We start from the raw sequence: 19,982 nt of genomic DNA, 5'->3' as shown, positions 1-19,982 counted from the left end.
CTGGTGTTGTAGCCAAAATCGTCGAGTAAGATCAGACGTTTAAGGTCGACATCATGTCGACCTTGAATAGAAGCCCCGCTCAGTCGGGGCTTTTTTGTGCCTGTCATTTTGTGTCTGTCATAAAGGTACTGTAGAAATATGGCAGCTATCCGGGGGTCGGTGCGGCTGCCAAGTGTCCGCTCTGGACTTGTAATAAGGACGGTTGACTGAAACCGCCTGGTTGGTTTTCAGGCTGTTTCGTATAGTGCCCGCTCTGATATGTTGGCCTCTCTGTGAGAGGTTGGTGAGAGATTGGGCTTTGATAGGGCAGGAATAATATGAAATTGATCGGCGCGGTTTGCTTGCTGGCTGCTTGCCCTCTGGCAATGGCGGAAGCCGATGACGACAGCTACTCCCTTTTGTCGTTGCTGTTTAATAATTCTGAGTTTGAGCAACGGCATGTTAATCATCTGCAAAAAATCTGGCGCAGCCAGATCGAAAATGATGCCCTGACTGGTGAGAACATTACTGATCAGTATTACACCAATGCCCTGAATGTGCGTGCCTATGCCAATCTGGACGGTGGTTTTCTGCTGGATGGTGGGCGTCTGTATGGTTTTCGCTGTGGTCCGGATGGTAATAATGGCGATTGTGATAGCAGTGCAAGGTCAAATGTCAGCAATCGGGATCTCAAGCTGGTCAGCTATGGCTACAGTCTGAGCCACAAGATGTATACCCCGTATCAGCATGCTGGTGAGGGTGAGGTGGTGCCGGCTGGATTCCAGTACAAGGCCAATGCGGAATATTATGATCGCCCGTTTGCCGCCTGGGCCAGTATTGCCAGGAATATCACCATTCGTGGTCTGGATGGTTATACCGAACATGAAATGTCGATTGGTATGGTAGGGCCGGCCGCCGCTGGCCGTTGGACGCAGGAGAATGCCCATCGTTATCCGTTCAAGGGCGCGGACCCGATCGATGGCTGGGAAACCCAGGTCAGCAATCGTCTGGCATTGCAGTACACAGGCAAATTCGCCCGGCATCTATTGCAAGGGGATATGCTGTGGGGACATCTGATGATCAGTCATTTTGCCAAGGCTGAGCTGGGCACCATTATTGGCCGGATTGGTTATGGTGCTGAGCTGGCCATGGTTTGGCCGCAAGCACGACGCTGTGAGCGTTATGCGGCCAGTAAGATGCTGTTTGTCAGTGCAGTAGCGGAGCAGGGTGTACCGCTGGCTGAACGTTTTGATCTATACGTCCAGAAGTTGCAGCAATACCTGTCAGGAGATAACTATATTCCGGATCGTATTTACCTGCGTATCCAGGCATTACTGGTGTTGCTGGAAGGGGTAGACGGTGAGGATATGGCAGATGTGTATCGTGTGCTGGAGCAGACACAGGCTGAACTGCAGGCACTGAATAGTGAGATGCAGAATCTGGCATTGACCTCTTGTCATCCCGACAGTTTTTATACCGAACTGAGCGGTAATATGACTGGGCACTATGTGGCTTACAATTATCTGATTGATGACGGTATCCATGTGCCTGCGGGGAGCAATATGAGCAGCACCAACCCGGTGATGCAGCAGGGTGGTACGCTCAAGGTGCACCGTAATCCCTGGATTGCATCGGCATCGTTTGGTGTGATGGTTGGTTGGCGCGACAGTTGGGGTTTGGGGGTGCGCTACAATTACCGTACGGAAGAGACGTTGGAGCAGAAAGAACAGCATGCCTGGGCGGAGCTGGTCGTGGAGGGTAAGTCGAATTGGGCAGCCGCGTTTATTCCGGTTTTGTTGATGGCGGCAGCTGTCAATAATCGGGATAACTGGCCAGACTGACTGGCTCGCGATATCAGATAAACAAAAACCCCGTACAGCGTATGCTGTACGGGGTTTTTTATGTTGCCAGCAGCAGCTTAGCCTTCGGCTTTGCGTGCTTTGGTTTCCGCAATGACTTTCTCTGCGACTTGCTGTGGGCAAGGCATGTAGTGAGAGAATTCCATTGAGAACTGGCCACGACCGGATGTGATGGTACGCAGGTGTCCGATATAACCGAACATCTCAGACAGTGGTACGTCAGCCTTGATGCGAACGCCTGTGCTGCCAGCTTCCTGGTCCTTGATCATGCCGCGACGACGGTTCAGGTCGCCGATCACGTCACCAACGTTGTCATCCGGGGAGAACACGTCAACTTTCATTATTGGTTCAATCAGCTGTGGGCCAGCTTTTGGCATGGACTGACGGAAAGCGCCTTTGGCAGCGATTTCAAACGCGATGGCAGAGGAGTCAACGGCGTGGTAAGAGCCGTCATACAGTTCCACTTCAACGTCCAGTACCGGGAAGCCCGCGAGGGTACCTTCGTTCATCATGGCCTTGAAGCCTTTCTCAACGGCTGGCCAGAATTCCTTCGGTACGTTACCGCCCACAACAGCTGATTTAAACTGGAAGCCAGTACCTGGTTCGCCAGGTTTGATACGGTAATCGATCTTACCGTACTGACCGGAACCACCAGACTGTTTCTTGTGGGTATAGGTATCTTCGATTGGCAGGGTAATGGTTTCGCGGTAGGCAACCTGTGGTTGGCCCACAACCAGTTCTACGCCGTAGGTACGCTTGAGGATATCGACTTTAATATCCAGGTGCAGCTCGCCCATGCCTTTCAGGATGGTCTCGCCGGAATCGATATCGGTTTCAACCTGGAAGGTTGGATCTTCAGCCACCATCTTGCCGATGGCGATACCCATTTTGTCGACGCCGCCCTTGTCTTTAGGCTGAACCGCAATGGAAATTACTGGCTCAGGGAAGACCATGGCTTCCAGCGTACATTCATGCTTGGGATCACACAGTGTGTGACCAGTCTGAACGTTTTTCATGCCGACAATCGCGAGAATATCACCGGCCTGGGCGCGGTTGATTTCCTTACGGTCGTCTGCCTGCATTTCTACCATGCGGCCAACACGTTCGGTTTTGCCGGTGAAGCTGTTCAGGATGGTGTCACCCTTGTTCAGCACGCCAGAGTAAACACGGACAAAGGTCAAGGCGCCGAAACGGTCATCCATGATTTTGAATGCCAGGGCGCGTAATGGCTCATCGGCAGAAACGATGGCTTTTTCGCCGGTTGGGTTACCTTCTTCGTCGGTCAGATCCTGTGGATCAACTTCAGTAGGGGAAGGCAGGTAGTCAACGACGGCATCCAGAACCAGCTGTACGCCTTTGTTCTTGAATGCAGAACCACAGTAAGTCGGGAAGAACTGCAAGGTACGTGTACCTTCACGAATGCAGCGCTTGATGTCTTCCATGGATGGCTCAGTGCCTTCTTCCAGGTATTCCATCAGCAAGTCTTCATCGACTTCCAGAGCGGTTTCGATCAGTTCGGTACGGTAAGTTTCAACGTCGTCCTTCATGTCTTCAGGAACGTCGGTCACTGTATAGTTTTCTGGCAGGCCAGTGTCATCCCAGATATAGGCTTTTTCGCTCAGCAGGTCGACAACGCCGACAAACTCGTCTTCACGACCGATTGGCAGCACCATGATCAGTGGGCGAGCGGCCAGGACATTTTTGATCTGATCGGTCACACGGAAGAAGTCTGCACCAAGGCGGTCCAGCTTGTTCACGAAGATGATTCGGGCAACTTCGGATTCGTTAGCGTAGCGCCAGTTGGTTTCAGACTGTGGTTCAACACCGCCTGAACCACAGAAGACGCCGATGCCGCCGTCCAGTACTTTTAATGAGCGATATACTTCAACGGTGAAGTCAACGTGTCCAGGGGTGTCGATCACGTTGAAGCGGTGATCCTTCCAGAAACAGGAAACAGCGGCTGACTGAATGGTAATACCACGTTCTGCCTCCTGTTCCATGAAGTCTGTCGTGGACTCGCCATCGTGCACTTCACCGGTTTTGTGAATAGTACCGGTCAGCTTCAGGATACGTTCGGTCGTTGTGGTCTTACCGGCGTCAACGTGAGCGAAGATGCCGATGTTTCTGTATTTGGATAAGTCAGTCATAGCGCACTCGATAAGCAAAGTGAAAAATCGGCCGCCAATTTACAGGTTTTTCAGTTGTTTTTGATCACCCCAAACAAAGAAATCGCAATAAAAAGACGTTTTGGACGTTATTTTTTGCAAAAGAGGCCTAACTTTGATGGTTTGGGGTTGGGAATACCGTCGGCGTCAATTGGTTGGCGCTTTTTTGGAGGATCTTGATGCTAGTGATTCCTGTTTGAAGGTCTCTGTTGTTGGCTGGCAGAGCTGGATTATTGTCTGAATATTGGTCCGTTACGGCTGGAGTCCGGAACAAGCTTGAAAATAGCACTGGCACATGACCAACCTCCTGTGTATTATCTGCCCTCGTCTGAAACGGACATCTTTTCGTCTCGCGTTCGCGCAGGCGTTCAGTCGATAAGTTGCAATTTTCGAACCATGTTAGGTTGTAATTTGCAAAAAGCGCTGTATAATTCGGCGCCCTTATGTAGTGTATTAGGCCAGTAGTTCAATTGGTAGAGCGTCGGTCTCCAAAACCGAAAGTTGGGGGTTCGAGTCCCTCCTGGCCTGCCAAATCTCCTGATGGTAGCTTCGGCTGCCATTTTTGGCTTCAGGGAATTGTAATGAGTACCGAAAGCAAAACAGCAGGTTCGCCGATGGATGTTGTCAAGTGGTTGTTGGCTGTTGCTTTTCTGGCAGCGGCTGTGGTTGGCAATTATATGTATGCCGATGCGCCTTTTCTGTATCGGATTCTCGCTGTCGTTGCCTTGATGTTGATAGGTGCAGGTGCTGCACTGGCAACAACGCAAGGCAAGGCATTTATGCAACTTCTGAAAGAGGCCAATGTCGAGCGCCGCAAGGTGGTATGGCCAACGCGTCAGGAAACTACCCAGATGACATTGATGATTCTGGTGGTGGTCGTGATCATGGCACTGCTGTTGTGGGGTTTGGATTCGTTTCTCGGTTGGGCAATTTCCGCGCTGATTGGTTGAGGTAGAGTATGGCAATGCGTTGGTATGTGGTTCACGCCTACTCGGGTTATGAGAAGCGTGTACAAGGGGCTTTGTTGGAACGTATCGAGCGCCTGGGAATGCAGGATCAGTTTGGTGACGTACTGGTTCCTACAGAAGAAGTTGTTGAAGTCCGTGATGGCAAGAAACGCAAAAGCCAGCGTCGCTTTTATCCTGGCTATGTTCTTGTGCAAATGGAAATGAATGATGATACCTGGCATCTGGTGAAACAGACTGACCGGGTAATGGGCTTTATTGGTGGTACGGCGGACAAGCCGGCGCCAATTTCTCCCAAAGAAGCCGATGCTATCCTGCGTCGTGTTGAGGAAGGCGTTGATCGTCCGACTCACAAAACCATCTACGAACCCGGTGAAGTGGTGCGCGTGACCGAAGGTCCGTTCGCAGACTTTAACGGTGTGGTCGAAAGTGTTGATTACGACAAGTCCCGCGTTCAGGTTGCGGTGACTATTTTTGGTCGTTCAACGCCGGTCGAGCTCGAATTTACACAGATCGAGAAATCGGTCTGATTTCAGGCGACCTTCTGCATGACAGAAGGTCAGGGGAGCCCGCTGGGCGATACTACCCATTTGGAGTAATACATGGCTAAGAAAGTAGAAGGCTATATCAAGTTGCAAGTTGCAGCTGGTAAAGCGAACCCAAGTCCACCGGTTGGTCCGGCTCTGGGTCAGAAAGGTTTGAACATCATGGAATTCTGTAAAGCATTTAATGCGCAGACTTCCAATCTGGAGCCAGGTGCACCAGTGCCGGTTATTATCACGGCTTACAGTGACCGTTCTTTTACCTTTGAACTGAAAACACCTCCTGCATCTTTCCTGCTGAAAAAAGCGGCTGGTATCACCAGCGGTTCAGCACGTCCCAATACCCAGAAAGTCGGTACTGTGACACGCGCCCAGCTGGAAGAGATTGCTACGACCAAAATGGCTGACCTGACTGCTGCCGATATGGATGCAGCGGTACGTACAATCGCTGGCTCTGCCCGTGCGATGGGTCTGACTGTAGAGGGAGCTGAATAATGGCCAAGCTGACCAAACGTCAAAAGCTGATTGCTGAAAAAGTAGAAGCCGGTAAGGTTTACTCTTTTGATGAAGCCGTATCCATTCTGTCTTCACTGCCTGCTGCCAAGTTCCGTGAGTCACTCGATGTGGCAGTAAACCTCGGTATTGATGCACGTAAATCCGATCAGAACGTACGTAGCTCCACAGTGCTGCCAAACGGTACGGGTAAAACCATGCGTGTTGCTGTTTTCACGCAAGGTGCCAACGCTGAAGCCGCTACGGCTGCCGGTGCTGACGAAGTGGGTATGGACGATCTGGCTGCCAAGATCAAAGGTGGTGATTTGGCCTTTGATGTCGTGATCGCTTCTCCTGATGCGATGCGTGTTGTCGGTCAATTGGGTCAGATTCTGGGTCCACGTGGCCTGATGCCTAACCCGAAGGTTGGTACTGTGACTCCTGACGTTGCCACTGCTGTCAAAAACGCAAAAGCGGGTCAAGTCCGCTACCGCAACGACAAGAACGGTATTATCCATACCGCCATCGGTAAAGTTGATTTTGATGCCAGCGCATTGAAAGAAAACCTGACGGTATTGCTGGCCGATCTGAAAAAGGTCAAGCCAACATCGACCAAAGGCGTCTACATGAAGAAAGTAACCATCAGTACCACTATGGGTCCTGGTCTGGTTATTGACCATGCAGAGCTGGACGTCTAGATAAGAATTCGGGGTGCGTATCACGTATCCCAAACCATCTTTGGGGTTGCCGCTTTGCGGTAGCTGTCAAAGACCGCAGGAGTCGCAGGGCCTTTGGCTGTTGCGACTTAATATTTCCTGCGTAGATAGTGTGTGGCCCCTTTCAGTTTTCTGAATTGTCACACCGAGACTGGCTCAATTGAGCCTAATTTAACTTGTTAGGAGTTAATCGTGGCCTTAGGACTCGAAGATAAGAAGGCGATTGTCGCCGAGGTCCAGGACGCAGCTCAAGGTGCGCTGTCTGCAGTTGTCGCGGATTCTCGCGGCGTTACTGTAGGTGCCATGACCGCTCTGCGTAAAGAAGCGCGTGAAGCCGGTGTCTGGATGAAAGTTGTCCGTAACACCCTGGCTACCCGTGCTATCGAAGGTACCCAATACGAGTGTCTTTCCGAGACACTGGTAGGCCCTAGTCTGATTGCATTCTCTAACGAACATCCAGGTGCGGCTGCCCGTATCTTCAAGGATTTCGCCAAGAAGAATGACAAGTTCGAGATCAAGGGTGGTGCATTTGAAGGTGCCGTGGTTTCCGTTGATATGCTGGCAACACTGCCAACCTACGACGAAGCAATCGCGAAACTGATGAGCGTCATGAAAGAAGCCGCCGCTGGCAAATTGGTTCGTACCATTGCTGCTGTCCGCGACCAGAAAGAACAAGAAGCTGCCTGATCCCTGGCAGACCTTACAAAGATTTGACGGGCGTAATCGTCCAATTATTTCAGGAAAAGTCTCATGTCTCTGACAAAAGAAGATATCATCAACGCTATCGCTGAAATGTCTGTAATGGACGTAGTGGAACTGGTTTCTGCGATGGAAGAAAAATTCGGCGTTTCTGCAGCTGCAGCCGTTATGGCTGGTCCTGCTGCTGGCGGCGAAGCGGCTGCTGAAGCACAGACTGAATTCGACGTAATTCTGTCTGCCGTTGGTGACAAGAAAGTTAACGTGATCAAAGCGGTTCGCGAAATCACCGGTCTGGGTCTGAAAGACGCTAAAGGTCTGGTTGATGGTGCACCTTCTGCTATTAAAGAAGGCGTACCCAAAGAAGACGCAGAAGAAGCAAAAGGCAAGCTGGAAGCAGCTGGCGCTATCGTAGAAGTTAAGTAATTCATTGTACTTCACTTCTGCTGTCGTGCTTTTTCTAAGCGCGACACAGGGCTGACGGGATTTTTCCGTCGGCCTTTTTCGCGTTATGGAAGGCGTGACTAAACCGGCTTAGTGCCGGGTTCAATTGCAAGGCAAGTCCTCTAGTTTCGGGTTTGGCGACCTGATCGAGGAAACAGTCCGGGGATAACTGATGGCTTACTCATATACTGAGAAAAAACGTATCCGTAAGGATTTCGGTAAACTACCGAGTGTCATGGATGTGCCATATTTGCTGGCCATTCAAATCGACTCATACCATAAGTTCCTGCAAGAAGGGAGCAACGCTGAAGACAGAATAGATATTGGTCTTCATGCGGCCTTTAAGTCTGTTTTCCCGATTGTCAGCTATTCCGGGAATGCTGCTCTGGAGTACGTGAGCTATCGCCTGGGTACGCCGAGTTTTGACGAAAAAGAATGTATGTTGCGTGGTGTCACTTACGCTGCACCATTGCGGGTCAAGGTTCGCCTGATCGTTTACGATAAGGAATCTTCGACCAAGGCAATCAAGGACATCAAGGAACAAGAAGTCTACATGGGCGAAATGCCCCTGATGACAGATAACGGTACCTTTATTGTTAACGGTACTGAGCGTGTCATCGTGTCCCAGTTACACCGTTCACCAGGTGTGTTCTTCGATCACGACAAGGGTAAAACCCACTCGTCCGGCAAACTGCTTTATAACGCTCGCGTGATTCCTTACCGCGGCTCATGGCTGGACTTTGAGTTTGATCCGAAGGATCTGGTCTACGTACGTATTGACCGTCGTCGTAAACTGCCAGCTACCATTTTGCTGCGGGCGCTGAAGTTTACTACGCAGGAAATTCTCGAAACATTTTACGACAACGACAACTACCGTATCGACGGCGGTGGCTTGAAGCTGAAGCTGATTCCATCCCGGTTGCGGGGTGAAACGGCTGCCTTCGATATCATGGATAACGACGGCAACATCATTGTTGAGGCCAGCCGTCGCATCACGGCTCGTCACATTCGCCAGCTGGAAAAGGCCAATGTGGAAGAGCTGGTTGTGCCTACCGATTATGTGCTGGGCAAGGCGATTGCCAAAGACGTTATCGATAGCCGTACCGGTGAAGTCCTGGCGACTGCCAACGCTGAAATCACGGCAGAGATCCTGGCCCAGATGGAAGCTGCTGGTCTTACCGAATTCGAAACCATCTACACCAACGAAATCGATTGTGGCCCGTTTATCTCGGATACTCTGCGTATCGACCCAACCAGCAACCAGCTGGAAGCTTTGGTCGAGATTTACCGCATGATGCGTCCTGGTGAGCCGCCAACAAAAGAAAGCGCTGAAGCCTTGTTCGACAATCTGTTCTTCAGTGAAGAGCGGTACGACTTGTCGGCTGTGGGTCGCATGAAGTTCAACCGTCGTATCGGCCGTGAAGAAATTCTTGGCTCCGGTGTGCTGGATAACAGCGATATCGTTGAAGTACTGCGGACCCTGATCAATATCCGTAACGGTAAAGGCATCGTTGATGATATTGACCACCTGGGTAACCGTCGTATTCGTTCGGTTGGCGAGATGGCCGAAAACCAGTTCCGTGTTGGTCTGGTTCGTGTTGAGCGCGCGGTGCGTGAGCGTCTGTCGATGGCAGAATCCGAAGGGCTGATGCCTCAGGATCTGATCAATGCCAAGCCGGTTGCGGCAGCCGTGAAGGAATTTTTCGGTTCTTCCCAGCTGTCCCAGTTTATGGATCAGAACAACCCGCTGTCAGAAGTCACGCACAAGCGTCGTATTTCGGCATTGGGACCAGGCGGTCTGACCCGTGAACGTGCTGGCTTTGAGGTACGTGACGTACACGCCACTCACTACGGTCGTGTGTGTCCTATTGAAACACCGGAAGGTCCAAACATTGGTCTGATCAACTCATTGGCATCCTATGCCCGTACCAACGAATACGGTTTTCTTGAAACACCTTACCGTATCGTTAAAGACGGCGTTGTGACCGACGAGATTATTTATGTCTCGGCCATTGAAGAAGCAGACTATGTAATCGCCCAGGCCTCGGTGCCCGTGGACGAAAACGGACGTTTGCAAGGTGACCTGATTTCGGTTCGTCACAAGAACGAATTCACCATCATGTCGCCGGACAATGTGACGCTGAAAGATGTATCACCACAACAGGTGGTTTCGATTGCAGCATCACTGATTCCGTTCCTGGAGCACGATGACGCCAACCGCGCATTGATGGGTTCCAACATGCAGCGTCAGGCTGTGCCTACCTTGCGCGCTGAAAAGCCGCTGGTTGGTACCGGTATTGAGCGTGCGGTAGCGGCTGACTCCGGCGTGTGTGTGGTTGCCAAACGGGGTGGTGTGATTGACTCTGTTGACGCATCCCGGGTGGTGGTCAAGGTCAACGACGACGAAACCGTCATTGGTGAAGCCGGTGTTGATATTTACAACCTGACCAAATACACCCGCTCGAACCAGAACACCTGTATTAACCAGCGTCCGCTGGTCAAGGCAGGCGACATGGTGCAGCGTGGCGACATCATGGCTGACGGCCCTTCTGTTGACCTGGGCGAACTGGCTCTGGGACAGAATTTCCGTATCGCCTTTATGCCGTGGAATGGCTACAACTTCGAAGACTCGATCATGCTGTCTGAGCGTGTTGCTCAGGAAGATCGCCTGACCACGATCCATATTCAGGAACTGACCTGTGTGGCGCGTGACACCAAGCTGGGTGCGGAAGAAATCACGTCCGATATTCCCAACGTTGGTGAAGCGGCACTGGGCAAGCTGGATGAGTCCGGTATTGTTTATATCGGTGCCGAAGTCAAGGCAGGCGATATTCTGGTCGGCAAGGTAACACCAAAAGGTGAAACCCAGCTGACACCAGAAGAAAAATTGCTGCGTGCTATCTTTGGTGAAAAAGCATCCGATGTAAAAGATACATCGCTGCGGGTCAAGACCGGTACCACTGGTACGGTTATCGACGTGCAGGTGTTTACCCGTGATGGCGTTGAAAAAGACGATCGGGCCAAATCGATTGAACGCCAGCAACTCGACGAGATTCGCAAGGATCTGAACGAAGAGATGCGTATCGTCAAGGGTGCAACCTTTGAGCGTCTGACACGTGCGCTGGCTGGCAAGGCAGTAAACGTTGCGCCGGGTTTGCGCAAGGGTGATATTCTGACTGAAGAATACCTCTCTGGTCTGACCCAGGATGACTGGTTCCGGATGATTCCGCAGGATGAAGAGCTGGCAACGGTACTGGAAAAAGCCGAGCAGTCTCTGGCGGAACGTCAGCAGCAACTGGATGACAAGTTCGAAGACAAGAAAGGCAAGCTGCAAACCGGCGATGACCTGGCTCCGGGCGTACTGAAAATTGTCAAAGTGTATCTGGCGATCAAACGTAAGATCCAGCCAGGTGACAAAATGGCTGGTCGTCACGGTAACAAGGGTGTTATCTCAACCATCAAGCCGATTGAAGATATGCCTTACGATGCCAACGGGGTAACCGTTGATATCTGTTTGAACCCTCTGGGTGTTCCGTCGCGAATGAACGTCGGACAGATCATGGAAATCCACTTGGGCATGGCGGCCAAGGGATTGGGTGACAAGATTGATCGCATGTTGCGTGAGCAGCGTGAAGTGCTGAAACTGCGTGAATTGCTGGCGGAAATTTATAACGCCGGTGATGGTCGTATCGAAGACCTGGACAGCTACAGCGATGCCGAGATTCTGGAACTGGCCAATAACCTGCGTGGTGGTGTGCCGATGGCAACCCCGGCGTTTGACGGTGCCAAGGAATCTGAAATCAAGCGTATGCTGAAGTTGGCCGGTATTCCGGAATCCGGTCAGGTGACCTTGTATGATGGCCGTACCGGCGAAGCATTTGATCGTCAGGTAACCGTCGGTTACATGTACATGCTGAAACTGAACCACCTGGTCGACGACAAGATGCACGCACGTTCTACCGGCTCTTACAGCCTGGTTACCCAGCAGCCGTTGGGTGGTAAGGCTCAGTTTGGTGGTCAGCGCTTTGGTGAGATGGAAGTGTGGGCACTGGAAGCATACGGTGCTGCTTATACCCTGCAGGAAATGCTTACCGTCAAATCCGACGATGTGGCTGGCCGTACCAAGATGTATAAGAACATCGTGGATGGCGACCATCGTATGGAAGCCGGTATGCCGGAATCCTTTAACGTACTGGTTAAGGAAATCCGTTCCCTGGGTATCGACATCGAACTGGAAAACGAATAATCGGTTTAGTAGCGCGCTCTGCAGTGTCGGTCTGAAAAGACCGGTGCTGCAAAGCCCTCGCTCACACCAAGTGGAGCACACTCTTATATGAAAGACTTAGTCAATTTTCTGCGTAGCCAGAACAATGCTGACGAGTTCGATGCCATTCGAATTGGCCTTGCCTCGCCAGACATGATCCGCTCCTGGTCCTTCGGTGAAGTCAAAAAGCCGGAAACCATCAACTACCGTACCTTCAAGCCAGAGCGTGATGGCTTGTTCTGTGCCCGCATCTTTGGTCCGATCAAGGATTTTGAGTGCCTGTGCGGTAAGTACAAGCGTCTGAAGCACCGTGGTGTTATCTGTGAAAAATGTGGTGTGGAAGTTACTCAGGCCAAAGTGCGTCGTGAACGCATGGGCCATATTGAGCTGGCTTCTCCCGTTGCACACATCTGGTTCCTGAAGTCACTGCCTTCCCGTATCGGTTTGATGCTGGATATGACTCTGCGTGATATCGAACGGATTTTGTATTACGAATCCTTCGTTGTTACCGAGCCAGGCATGACCACGCTGGATCTGGGTCAATTGCTGAACGATGAGCAGTACTACGAAGCCATCGAAGAATTTGGCGATGAATTTGAAGCCAAGATGGGTGCCGAAGCGATTCAGGCACTGTTGGGTCATATTGACCTGCCTGAAGAAGTTCAGCGTCTGCGTGAAGAAATTCCGGCGACCAACTCTGAAACCAAAATCAAGAAGCTGTCCAAGCGTCTGAAAATTCTGGAAGCATTCCACTTCTCCGGTAACGATCCGAAGTGGATGATCATGTCAGTACTGCCGGTACTGCCACCTGATCTGCGTCCGTTGGTTCCGCTGGATGGCGGTCGTTTTGCGACTTCCGACCTGAACGATCTGTATCGTCGGGTTATTAACCGTAACAACCGTCTCAAACGCCTGCTGGAGTTGAATGCTCCGGATATTATCGTACGTAACGAAAAACGTATGTTGCAGGAAGCGGTTGATGCGTTGCTGGATAACGGCCGTCGAGGTCGTGCGATTACCGGTTCCAACAAGCGTCCGCTGAAATCCCTGGCCGATATGATCAAGGGTAAACAGGGTCGTTTCCGTCAGAACCTGTTGGGTAAACGTGTCGATTACTCTGGTCGTTCGGTGATTACTGTCGGCCCGCAACTGCGTTTGCATCAGTGCGGTTTGCCGAAAAAAATGGCCCTGGAATTATTCAAGCCATTTATCTTCTCCAAACTGGAACACCGCGGTCTGGCGACAACCATTAAAGCTGCGAAGAAAATGGTTGAGCGCGAAACCCCTGAAGTCTGGGATATTCTGGCAGATGTGATCCGTGAGCACCCAGTGATGCTGAACCGGGCACCCACACTGCACCGTTTGGGTATCCAGGCGTTTGAACCCCAGTTGATCGAAGGTAAAGCGATCCAGTTGCACCCATTGGTCTGTGCGGCTTATAACGCCGACTTCGACGGTGACCAGATGGCCGTTCACGTGCCGCTGACCATTGAAGCCCAGCTTGAAGCCCGCGCATTGATGATGGCGACCAACAACGTCCTCTCTCCAGCCAACGGTGAGCCAATTATCGTACCGTCCCAGGACGTGGTATTGGGGCTGTACTGGATGACCCGCGAGCGTGTCAACGCCAAGGGTGAAGGCATGGTGTTGGCCGACCTCGACGAAGTTACCCGTGCTTACCAAAGCGGCGCTGCCCATCTGCAGGCGCGCGTCAAGGTACGGATTACTGAAACCGTGGTTGATGAAGACGGATTGAGCGAAACCAATACCAAGGTGGTTGATACCACGATTGGCCGGGCATTGCTGTTCCGCATCGTACCCAAAGGTTTGCCGTACGAGCTGGTCAACCAGCCAATGAAAAAGAAAGCGATTTCACGCCTGATCAACACGGCCTACCGTCGTGTGGGTTTGAAAGATACCGTTATCTTTGCCGACCAGGTGATGTACACCGGCTTTGAATACGCGACTCGTTCCGGTTCATCGATTGGTGTTAACGATTTCGAAATTCCGGCTGCCAAGGCTGAAATTGTTGCTAACGCCGATGCGGAAGTAAAAGAAATCGAAAGCCAGTTTGCCTCGGGTCTGGTAACGCACGGCGAAAAATACAACAAGGTAATCGACATCTGGTCCCGCGCCAACGAACTGGTGGCGAAGGCGATGATGGAAAACCTGGGTAAAGAGAAGGTAATTGACCGTGACGGTCATGAAGTCGATCAGGAATCCTTCAACTCGGTTTATATGATGGCTGACTCCGGTGCTCGTGGTAGCCCGGCCCAGATTCGTCAGTTGGCGGGTATGCGTGGTCTGATGGCGAAGCCGGATGGCTCCATCATCGAAACGCCGATTGTGGCGAACTTCCGTGAAGGTCTGAACGTATTGCAGTACTTCACCTCGACTCACGGTGCTCGTAAAGGTTTGGCTGATACGGCATTGAAAACCGCTAACTCCGGTTATCTGACCCGTCGTCTGGTTGACGTGGCACAGGATCTGGTGGTTACCGAACAGGATTGTGGCACCAAGGAAGGCCTGATCATGACACCGCTGATTGAAGGTGGTGACGTGGTCGTGGCACTGGGTGACCGTATTCTGGGTCGTGTTATTGCTGAAGACGTTTACAAGCCCAATCAGCCAGGTGAACTGGTGATTCCAGCCGGTACTCTGGTGGATGAAAAATGGGTCAAAATGATCGAAGCGGAAGGTATTGATGAAGTGCGTGTGCGCTCCGCCATTACCTGTGAGTCCCGTACCGGTATTTGCGCCAAGTGTTACGGTCGTGACCTTGGACGTGGTCATCAGGTGAACGTGGGTGAAGCGGTAGGTGTTATTGCTGCTCAGTCGATTGGTGAGCCTGGTACCCAGTTGACCATGCGGACGTTCCACATTGGTGGTGCGGCCTCGCGGTCATCGGCGGCAGACAGTGTTCAGGTCAAGAACAAGGGTACCTTGCGCTTGCACAACCTCAAGACGGTTGCTCGTGAGAATGGCGACCTGGTTGCGGTATCCCGTTCCGGTTCGATTGCCATTGCCGATGTGAATGGCCGTGAACGTGAGCTGTACAAACTGCCTTACGGTGCTGTTATCAGCTCGAAAGATGGTGCAGAGGTTGAAGCCGGCCAGAAAGTGGCCAGCTGGGACCCACACACCCACCCGATTGTGACAGAAGTAACGGGTCGAATTGAATTTGTGGGTATGGATGAGGGTATTACCATCAATCGTCAGACCGACGAATTGACGGGCCTGTCCAACATCGAAGTCATCGATCCCAAAGACCGTCCGGCGGCTGGTAAAGATATCCGCCCAATGGTGAAACTGATTGATGCCACGACAGGTAACGACATTCTGCTACCTGGTACCAATGTGCCGGCCCAGTACATGCTGCCGCCAAACGCACTGGTGAACCAGGAAAACGGTACCGTTGTTGCTGTTGGTGACATTATTGCCCGTATTCCTCAGGAATCATCGGGTAACAAGGACATCACCGGTGGTCTGCCACGAGTGGCTGATTTGTTCGAAGCGCGTAAACCGAAAGAGCCGGCCATTCTGGCGGAAATCTCCGGTACCGTTAGCTTCGGTAAAGAGACCAAAGGCAAAAAACGTCTGGTAATCACACCGAAAGATGGTGGCGAGCCGTATGAAGAGCTGATCCACAAATGGCGTCACCTGAACATCTTCGAAGGTGAATATGTCGAGAAGGGTGAGATCGTTTCTGATGGTCCGTTGAACCCGCACGACATTTTGCGACTGAAGAGCGTTGGCGATCTGGCGATGTACATTACCAACGAAGTGCAGGAAGTGTATCGCCTGCAGGGTGTTGGTATTGATGACAAGCACATTGAAGTAATTGTGCGTCAGATGCTGCGCAAGGTATTGATTCATGACGCCGGGGATACCACCTTTATTCCGGGTGATCAGGTTGAGTTCTCTACCTTCCTGGAAGAAAACGAGCGTACCGAGGCGGCGAACAAAATTGTTGCCCGGGGCGAGCGCGTGTTGCTTGGTATCACCAAGGCATCACTGGCAACCGAATCCTTTATCTCGGCAGCCTCCTTCCAGGAGACAACCCGGGTTCTGACAGAAGGGGCGGTTACCGGCAAGATGGACTCACTGCGCGGCTTGAAAGAGAACGTCGTGGTTGGTCGCTTGATTCCTGCCGGTACAGGTTTGGCGTACCACGCCGAGCGCAAGCGCAAGCGTACTGTTCGTGATAACGAACGTCAGCGTTCAATGCCTGAAGTGCTGAGTGTGTCTGCCGAAGACATGGAAGCCAAGTTGAGCGAAGCGTTCAGCGACAAGTAAGTCATTGTTGCTATGTCTGGCGCCGTCTCGACGGCGCTGGTGACAAAAAAAGAGGCCTTGTGGCCTCTTTTTTTGTTTGTGGCTTCGGCAAATTTGACGGCTATCGCCCGGTTGGCCGATCTGAAAAAGCACGCATCGATCGGAGATCAAGCCAGAACCCGGTGGAATTCGCGTGCTTGTTATGGCGAGGGCAACCGCGTTCCGGCTTGTCAAAAGTGGCGGAAGACGACTGATTTCCGGAAAGAATGTCGCAAGAATAGCCATGCCGGCAAGGATATTAAAACTGTCTAATACTTGACCTTTGAAGGCTTGGGGATTATCCTCTCGGCCCCTTTAATTGTGCCTCAATTGAAGGGGTATGTTTTCTATAACGTTTGGAGTTTGCTAAATGGCTACAATCAACCAGTTGGTTCGTAAGCCTCGTAAGCGCAAAATGGTTAAGAGCGATGTTCCTGCACTGCAGGCATGTCCTCAGCGTCGTGGCGTATGTACCCGTGTGTACACTACCACGCCGAAAAAACCAAACTCGGCACTGCGTAAAGTATGTCGTGTGCGTCTGACGAATGGTTTTGAAGTGACTTCCTACATTGGTGGTGAAGGTCACAACCTGCAAGAACACAGTGTTGTTCTGATTCGTGGCGGTCGTGTAAAAGACTTGCCTGGTGTGCGTTATCACACCGTCCGCGGTAGCCTCGACACCTCTGGTGTTGCGAACCGTAAACAAGCACGTTCTAAATACGGTGCCAAGCGTCCTAAAGGTTGATCCTTGCCGGGCCCGCCCGGGTACGCTTGCATGTTTTAGATAAGAGTAAGGCTGGGCTCAATCTGATGCTCAGACCGTCCTGAAGACCTAAGAGGGCTTATCATGCCAAGAAGACGCGTTGCTGCGAAGCGCGAAATCCTGCCAGATCCCAAGTTTGGGAACGTTACACTGGCCAAATTCATGAACCATGTCATGGTTAGTGGTAAAAAATCCGTCGCCGAAAAGATCGTTTATGGCGCGCTGGATTCCATGGCATCAAAGCAAGGTGGCGATCCACTGGAGTTGTTCGAAAAAGCTCTGGAAGCCATTCAGCCTATGGTGGAAGTCAAAAGCCGCCGTGTAGGTGGTGCGACATACCAGGTTCCTGTTGAAGTTCGTCCTGCCCGTCGTAGTGCTCTGGCCATGCGTTGGCTGGTTGACGCTGCACGCTCCCGTGGTGAAAAATCCATGGCCCAGCGTCTGGCAAACGAAATGATGGACGCTGCTGAAGGTAAAGGCTCAGCGGTTAAAAAGCGTGAAGACGTGCATCGCATGGCAGAAGCCAACAAGGCTTTCTCTCACTATCGCTTTTAATTGATCCGAGGACGACACAGTGGCACGCACAACCCCGATTAACCGTTATCGTAATATTGGTATTTGCGCACATGTGGATGCTGGGAAGACGACAACAACTGAGCGTGTTCTCTTCTATACCGGCGTGTCTCACAAGATTGGTGAGGTGCACGACGGTGCAGCAACGATGGACTGGATGGAACAGGAGCAAGAGCGAGGGATTACCATTACCTCTGCCGCAACTACCTGTTTCTGGTCAGGTATGGCGCAGCAATATGAGCAGCACCGTATCAACATCATTGATACCCCGGGACACGTGGACTTTACCATTGAGGTAGAACGTTCATTGCGTGTACTCGACGGCGCTGTTGTCGTCCTTTGTGGCTCATCCGGTGTGCAGCCACAGACCGAAACGGTTTGGCGTCAAGCCAACAAGTACGAAGTCCCCCGTATGGTATTCGTCAACAAGATGGACCGTACCGGAGCTGATTATTTTATGGTCGTTGAGCAGCTGAAAAGCCGACTCGGGGCCAATGCGGTGCCTATCCAGATCAACATAGGCAGCGAAGAAAACTTCAAGGGTGTGGTCGACCTGATCAAGATGAAAGCCATTATGTGGAATGAATCGGATCAGGGCATGACCTTTACCTATGAAGAAATTCCGGCAGAGCTGGAAGAGAAGGCTGCTGAATGGCGCGAGCACATGCTTGAAGCCGCAGCGGATGCTTCTGATGAATTGATGGACAAATATCTGGAAGAAGGCGACCTGTCTGAAACCGATATCAAGGCTGGTTTGCGGGCGGCGACGCTGGCGAATGAGTTGGTCCTGGTGACTTGTGGCTCCGCCTTCAAGAACAAGGGCGTACAAGCTGTCCTGGATGCGGTGGTCGATTTCCTGCCATCACCGACGGAAGTGAAAGCTATCGAAGGTGTGCTGGATGATGCAGAAGGTTCTGCTGGTGTACGGCATTCGGCAGACGATGAACCCTTTGCGGCACTGGCATTCAAGATTGCCACCGACCCCTTCGTTGGTACGCTGACGTTTGTACGTGTCTATTCCGGTGTGCTGAACTCTGGTGATGGTGTCTATAACCCCATCAAGTCGCGTCGGGAGCGTGTTGGACGCATGGTGCAAATGCATGCCAACAGCCGTGAGGAAGTGAAAGAAGTCCGTGCTGGCGATATTGTGGCGTTGGTCGGTCTGAAAGATGTCACTACCGGTGAAACCCTGTGTGATATGAATAATGTCATCACTCTGGAACGTATGGAGTTTCCGGATCCCGTGATTTCTGTTGCGGTTGAGCCGAGATCCAAGGCGGATCAGGAGAAAATGGGCGTTGCTCTGGGTAAGTTGGCCCAGGAGGACCCGTCCTTCCGTGTCGAAACGGATGAAGAAACCGGGCAAACCATTATTTCCGGTATGGGTGAGCTGCATCTGGATATTATCGTGGATCGCATGCGGCGTGAGTTTAACGTCGAATGTAATGTCGGTAAGCCACAGGTTGCCTATCGGGAAGCCATTACTGCTACGGTTGCAATCAATCATAAGTACGCCAAGCAGTCTGGTGGTCGTGGCCAATATGGTCACGTAGTGATTCGATTTGAGCCTGCGAGCGTTGCAGACTCGGATGAACTTGAGTTTGTTAATGATATTGCCGGGGGAGCGATTCCCCGTGAATTTATCCCGGCAGTGCAAAAAGGTATTGAGGAGCAAATGAAGAACGGGGTGCTGGCGGGTTATCCGTTACTCGGTCTCAAGGCAACTCTTTACGATGGTTCTTTCCATGACGTTGACTCTAATGAGATGGCGTTTAAAATTGCCGCTTCACAAGCAACCAAGCAACTTTCTGAAAAAGGCGATGCAGTACTGCTGGAGCCAATGATGAAAGTAGAGGTTGTGACCCCGGAAGATTACATGGGGGATGTGGTAGGCGACCTGAACCGTCGCCGAGGTCTGATTTCAGGAATGGATGATTCACCATCTGGCAAGATGGTCAATGCATCTGTGCCACTGGCAGAAATGTTTGGTTATGCAACTGACCTGCGTTCTGCAACCCAGGGGCGTGCAACATATTCCATGGAATTTGAGAAATATGCGGAAGCGCCTGCAAGTGTTGCTGAAGCAGTAATGAGAAAAGCTTAATCAGTTAAAGATATTGAACGAGGTGTTCTATGGCTAAGGCAACGTTTGAACGTTCCAAACCCCACGTAAACGTAGGTACTATTGGTCACGTTGACCATGGTAAAAC

The 19,982-nt window shown here is 51.6% G+C and carries 13 protein-coding genes and 1 tRNA gene; 13 read left to right on the top strand and 1 reads right to left on the bottom strand.

Annotation, left to right across the window (positions count from 1 at the left end):
* The first annotated feature begins 317 nt into the window (after nt 1-317).
* A complete protein-coding gene (locus Q8W24_RS16310) occupies nt 318-1,820 on the top strand; it encodes a lipid A-modifier LpxR family protein (protein ID WP_305475963.1) in 1,503 nt (500 codons plus the stop codon).
* Nucleotides 1,821-1,897: 77 nt separating this feature from the next.
* Here Q8W24_RS16310 and fusA (Q8W24_RS16305) read toward each other — a convergent pair whose 3' ends face one another.
* A complete protein-coding gene (gene fusA, locus Q8W24_RS16305; protein ID WP_303434745.1) occupies nt 1,898-3,985 on the bottom strand; it encodes an elongation factor G in 2,088 nt (695 codons plus the stop codon).
* A 473-nt stretch (nt 3,986-4,458) separates the two neighbouring features.
* Here fusA (Q8W24_RS16305) and Q8W24_RS16300 point away from each other — a divergent pair.
* The 12 genes from Q8W24_RS16300 (at nt 4,459) to fusA (Q8W24_RS16245) (ending at nt 19,876) form a co-directional block, all read left to right on the top strand.
* Nucleotides 4,459-4,534, top strand: a tRNA-Trp gene (locus Q8W24_RS16300).
* 50 nt (nt 4,535-4,584) lie between these two features.
* Nucleotides 4,585-4,953, top strand: a complete 369-nt coding sequence (secE, locus tag Q8W24_RS16295; RefSeq protein WP_303434746.1) for a preprotein translocase subunit SecE — start codon at nt 4,585-4,587, stop codon at nt 4,951-4,953.
* An 8-nt stretch (nt 4,954-4,961) separates the two neighbouring features.
* A complete protein-coding gene (nusG, locus tag Q8W24_RS16290; RefSeq protein ID WP_303434747.1) occupies nt 4,962-5,498 on the top strand; it encodes a transcription termination/antitermination protein NusG in 537 nt (178 codons plus the stop codon).
* Nucleotides 5,499-5,570: 72 nt separating this feature from the next.
* Complete coding sequence (gene rplK / locus Q8W24_RS16285) at nt 5,571-6,005, top strand: 50S ribosomal protein L11 (RefSeq protein WP_303434748.1); 435 nt, start codon at nt 5,571-5,573, stop codon at nt 6,003-6,005.
* The gene (gene rplA / locus Q8W24_RS16280; protein WP_303434749.1) at nt 6,005-6,700 is read left to right on the top strand and encodes a 50S ribosomal protein L1; all 696 of its coding nucleotides are present in this window, start codon (nt 6,005-6,007) and stop codon (nt 6,698-6,700) included. The genes rplK and rplA overlap by 1 nt, the downstream gene beginning before the upstream one ends.
* Nucleotides 6,701-6,910: 210 nt before the next feature.
* Nucleotides 6,911-7,405, top strand: coding sequence for a 50S ribosomal protein L10 (gene rplJ / locus Q8W24_RS16275; protein WP_303434750.1), 495 nt, complete (start codon nt 6,911-6,913; stop codon nt 7,403-7,405).
* Nucleotides 7,406-7,468: 63 nt separating this feature from the next.
* Complete coding sequence (gene rplL, locus Q8W24_RS16270; RefSeq protein WP_305475962.1) at nt 7,469-7,840, top strand: 50S ribosomal protein L7/L12; 372 nt, start codon at nt 7,469-7,471, stop codon at nt 7,838-7,840.
* 190 nt (nt 7,841-8,030) lie between these two features.
* Nucleotides 8,031-12,104, top strand: a complete 4,074-nt coding sequence (gene rpoB, locus Q8W24_RS16265) for a DNA-directed RNA polymerase subunit beta (protein WP_305415641.1) — start codon at nt 8,031-8,033, stop codon at nt 12,102-12,104.
* A gap of 87 nt (nt 12,105-12,191) precedes the next feature.
* Nucleotides 12,192-16,418 carry a DNA-directed RNA polymerase subunit beta' gene (gene rpoC / locus Q8W24_RS16260; protein ID WP_303434753.1) on the top strand — a complete coding sequence of 1,409 codons (4,227 nt, stop codon included), beginning with the start codon at nt 12,192-12,194 and terminating at the stop codon, nt 16,416-16,418.
* A 388-nt stretch (nt 16,419-16,806) separates the two neighbouring features.
* Nucleotides 16,807-17,181, top strand: a complete 375-nt coding sequence (gene rpsL, locus Q8W24_RS16255; RefSeq protein ID WP_303434755.1) for a 30S ribosomal protein S12 — start codon at nt 16,807-16,809, stop codon at nt 17,179-17,181.
* Between the two features lie 102 nt (nt 17,182-17,283).
* Nucleotides 17,284-17,754 carry a 30S ribosomal protein S7 gene (gene rpsG / locus Q8W24_RS16250; RefSeq protein ID WP_303434756.1) on the top strand — a complete coding sequence of 157 codons (471 nt, stop codon included), beginning with the start codon at nt 17,284-17,286 and terminating at the stop codon, nt 17,752-17,754.
* Between the two features lie 19 nt (nt 17,755-17,773).
* Nucleotides 17,774-19,876: an elongation factor G gene (gene fusA, locus Q8W24_RS16245; RefSeq protein WP_305415642.1), complete on the top strand. Its 2,103-nt coding sequence runs from the start codon at nt 17,774-17,776 to the stop codon at nt 19,874-19,876.
* The last annotated feature ends 106 nt before the right edge of the window (nt 19,877-19,982 follow it).

Source organism: Oceanobacter sp. 4_MG-2023 (assembly GCF_030689165.1).
Taxonomy (GTDB): domain Bacteria; phylum Pseudomonadota; class Gammaproteobacteria; order Pseudomonadales; family Oceanobacteraceae; genus Oceanobacter.
This window is presented reverse-complemented; position numbering and strand designations above follow the sequence as displayed.

Excerpts from the sequence above, each read along its gene's own strand:
- Q8W24_RS16310 (WP_305475963.1), top strand. The coding sequence starts at position 318 with ATGAAATTGATCGGCGCGGTTTGCTTGCTGGCTGCTTGCCCTCTGGCA.
- fusA (WP_303434745.1), bottom strand. The coding sequence starts at position 3,985 with ATGACTGACTTATCCAAATACAGAAACATCGGCATCTTCGCTCACGTT.
- secE (WP_303434746.1), top strand. The coding sequence starts at position 4,585 with ATGAGTACCGAAAGCAAAACAGCAGGTTCGCCGATGGATGTTGTCAAG.
- nusG (WP_303434747.1), top strand. The coding sequence starts at position 4,962 with ATGGCAATGCGTTGGTATGTGGTTCACGCCTACTCGGGTTATGAGAAG.
- rplK (WP_303434748.1), top strand. The coding sequence starts at position 5,571 with ATGGCTAAGAAAGTAGAAGGCTATATCAAGTTGCAAGTTGCAGCTGGT.
- rplA (WP_303434749.1), top strand. The coding sequence starts at position 6,005 with ATGGCCAAGCTGACCAAACGTCAAAAGCTGATTGCTGAAAAAGTAGAA.
- rplL (WP_305475962.1), top strand. The coding sequence starts at position 7,469 with ATGTCTCTGACAAAAGAAGATATCATCAACGCTATCGCTGAAATGTCT.
- rpoB (WP_305415641.1), top strand. The coding sequence starts at position 8,031 with ATGGCTTACTCATATACTGAGAAAAAACGTATCCGTAAGGATTTCGGT.
- rpoC (WP_303434753.1), top strand. The coding sequence starts at position 12,192 with ATGAAAGACTTAGTCAATTTTCTGCGTAGCCAGAACAATGCTGACGAG.
- rpsL (WP_303434755.1), top strand. The coding sequence starts at position 16,807 with ATGGCTACAATCAACCAGTTGGTTCGTAAGCCTCGTAAGCGCAAAATG.
- rpsG (WP_303434756.1), top strand. The coding sequence starts at position 17,284 with ATGCCAAGAAGACGCGTTGCTGCGAAGCGCGAAATCCTGCCAGATCCC.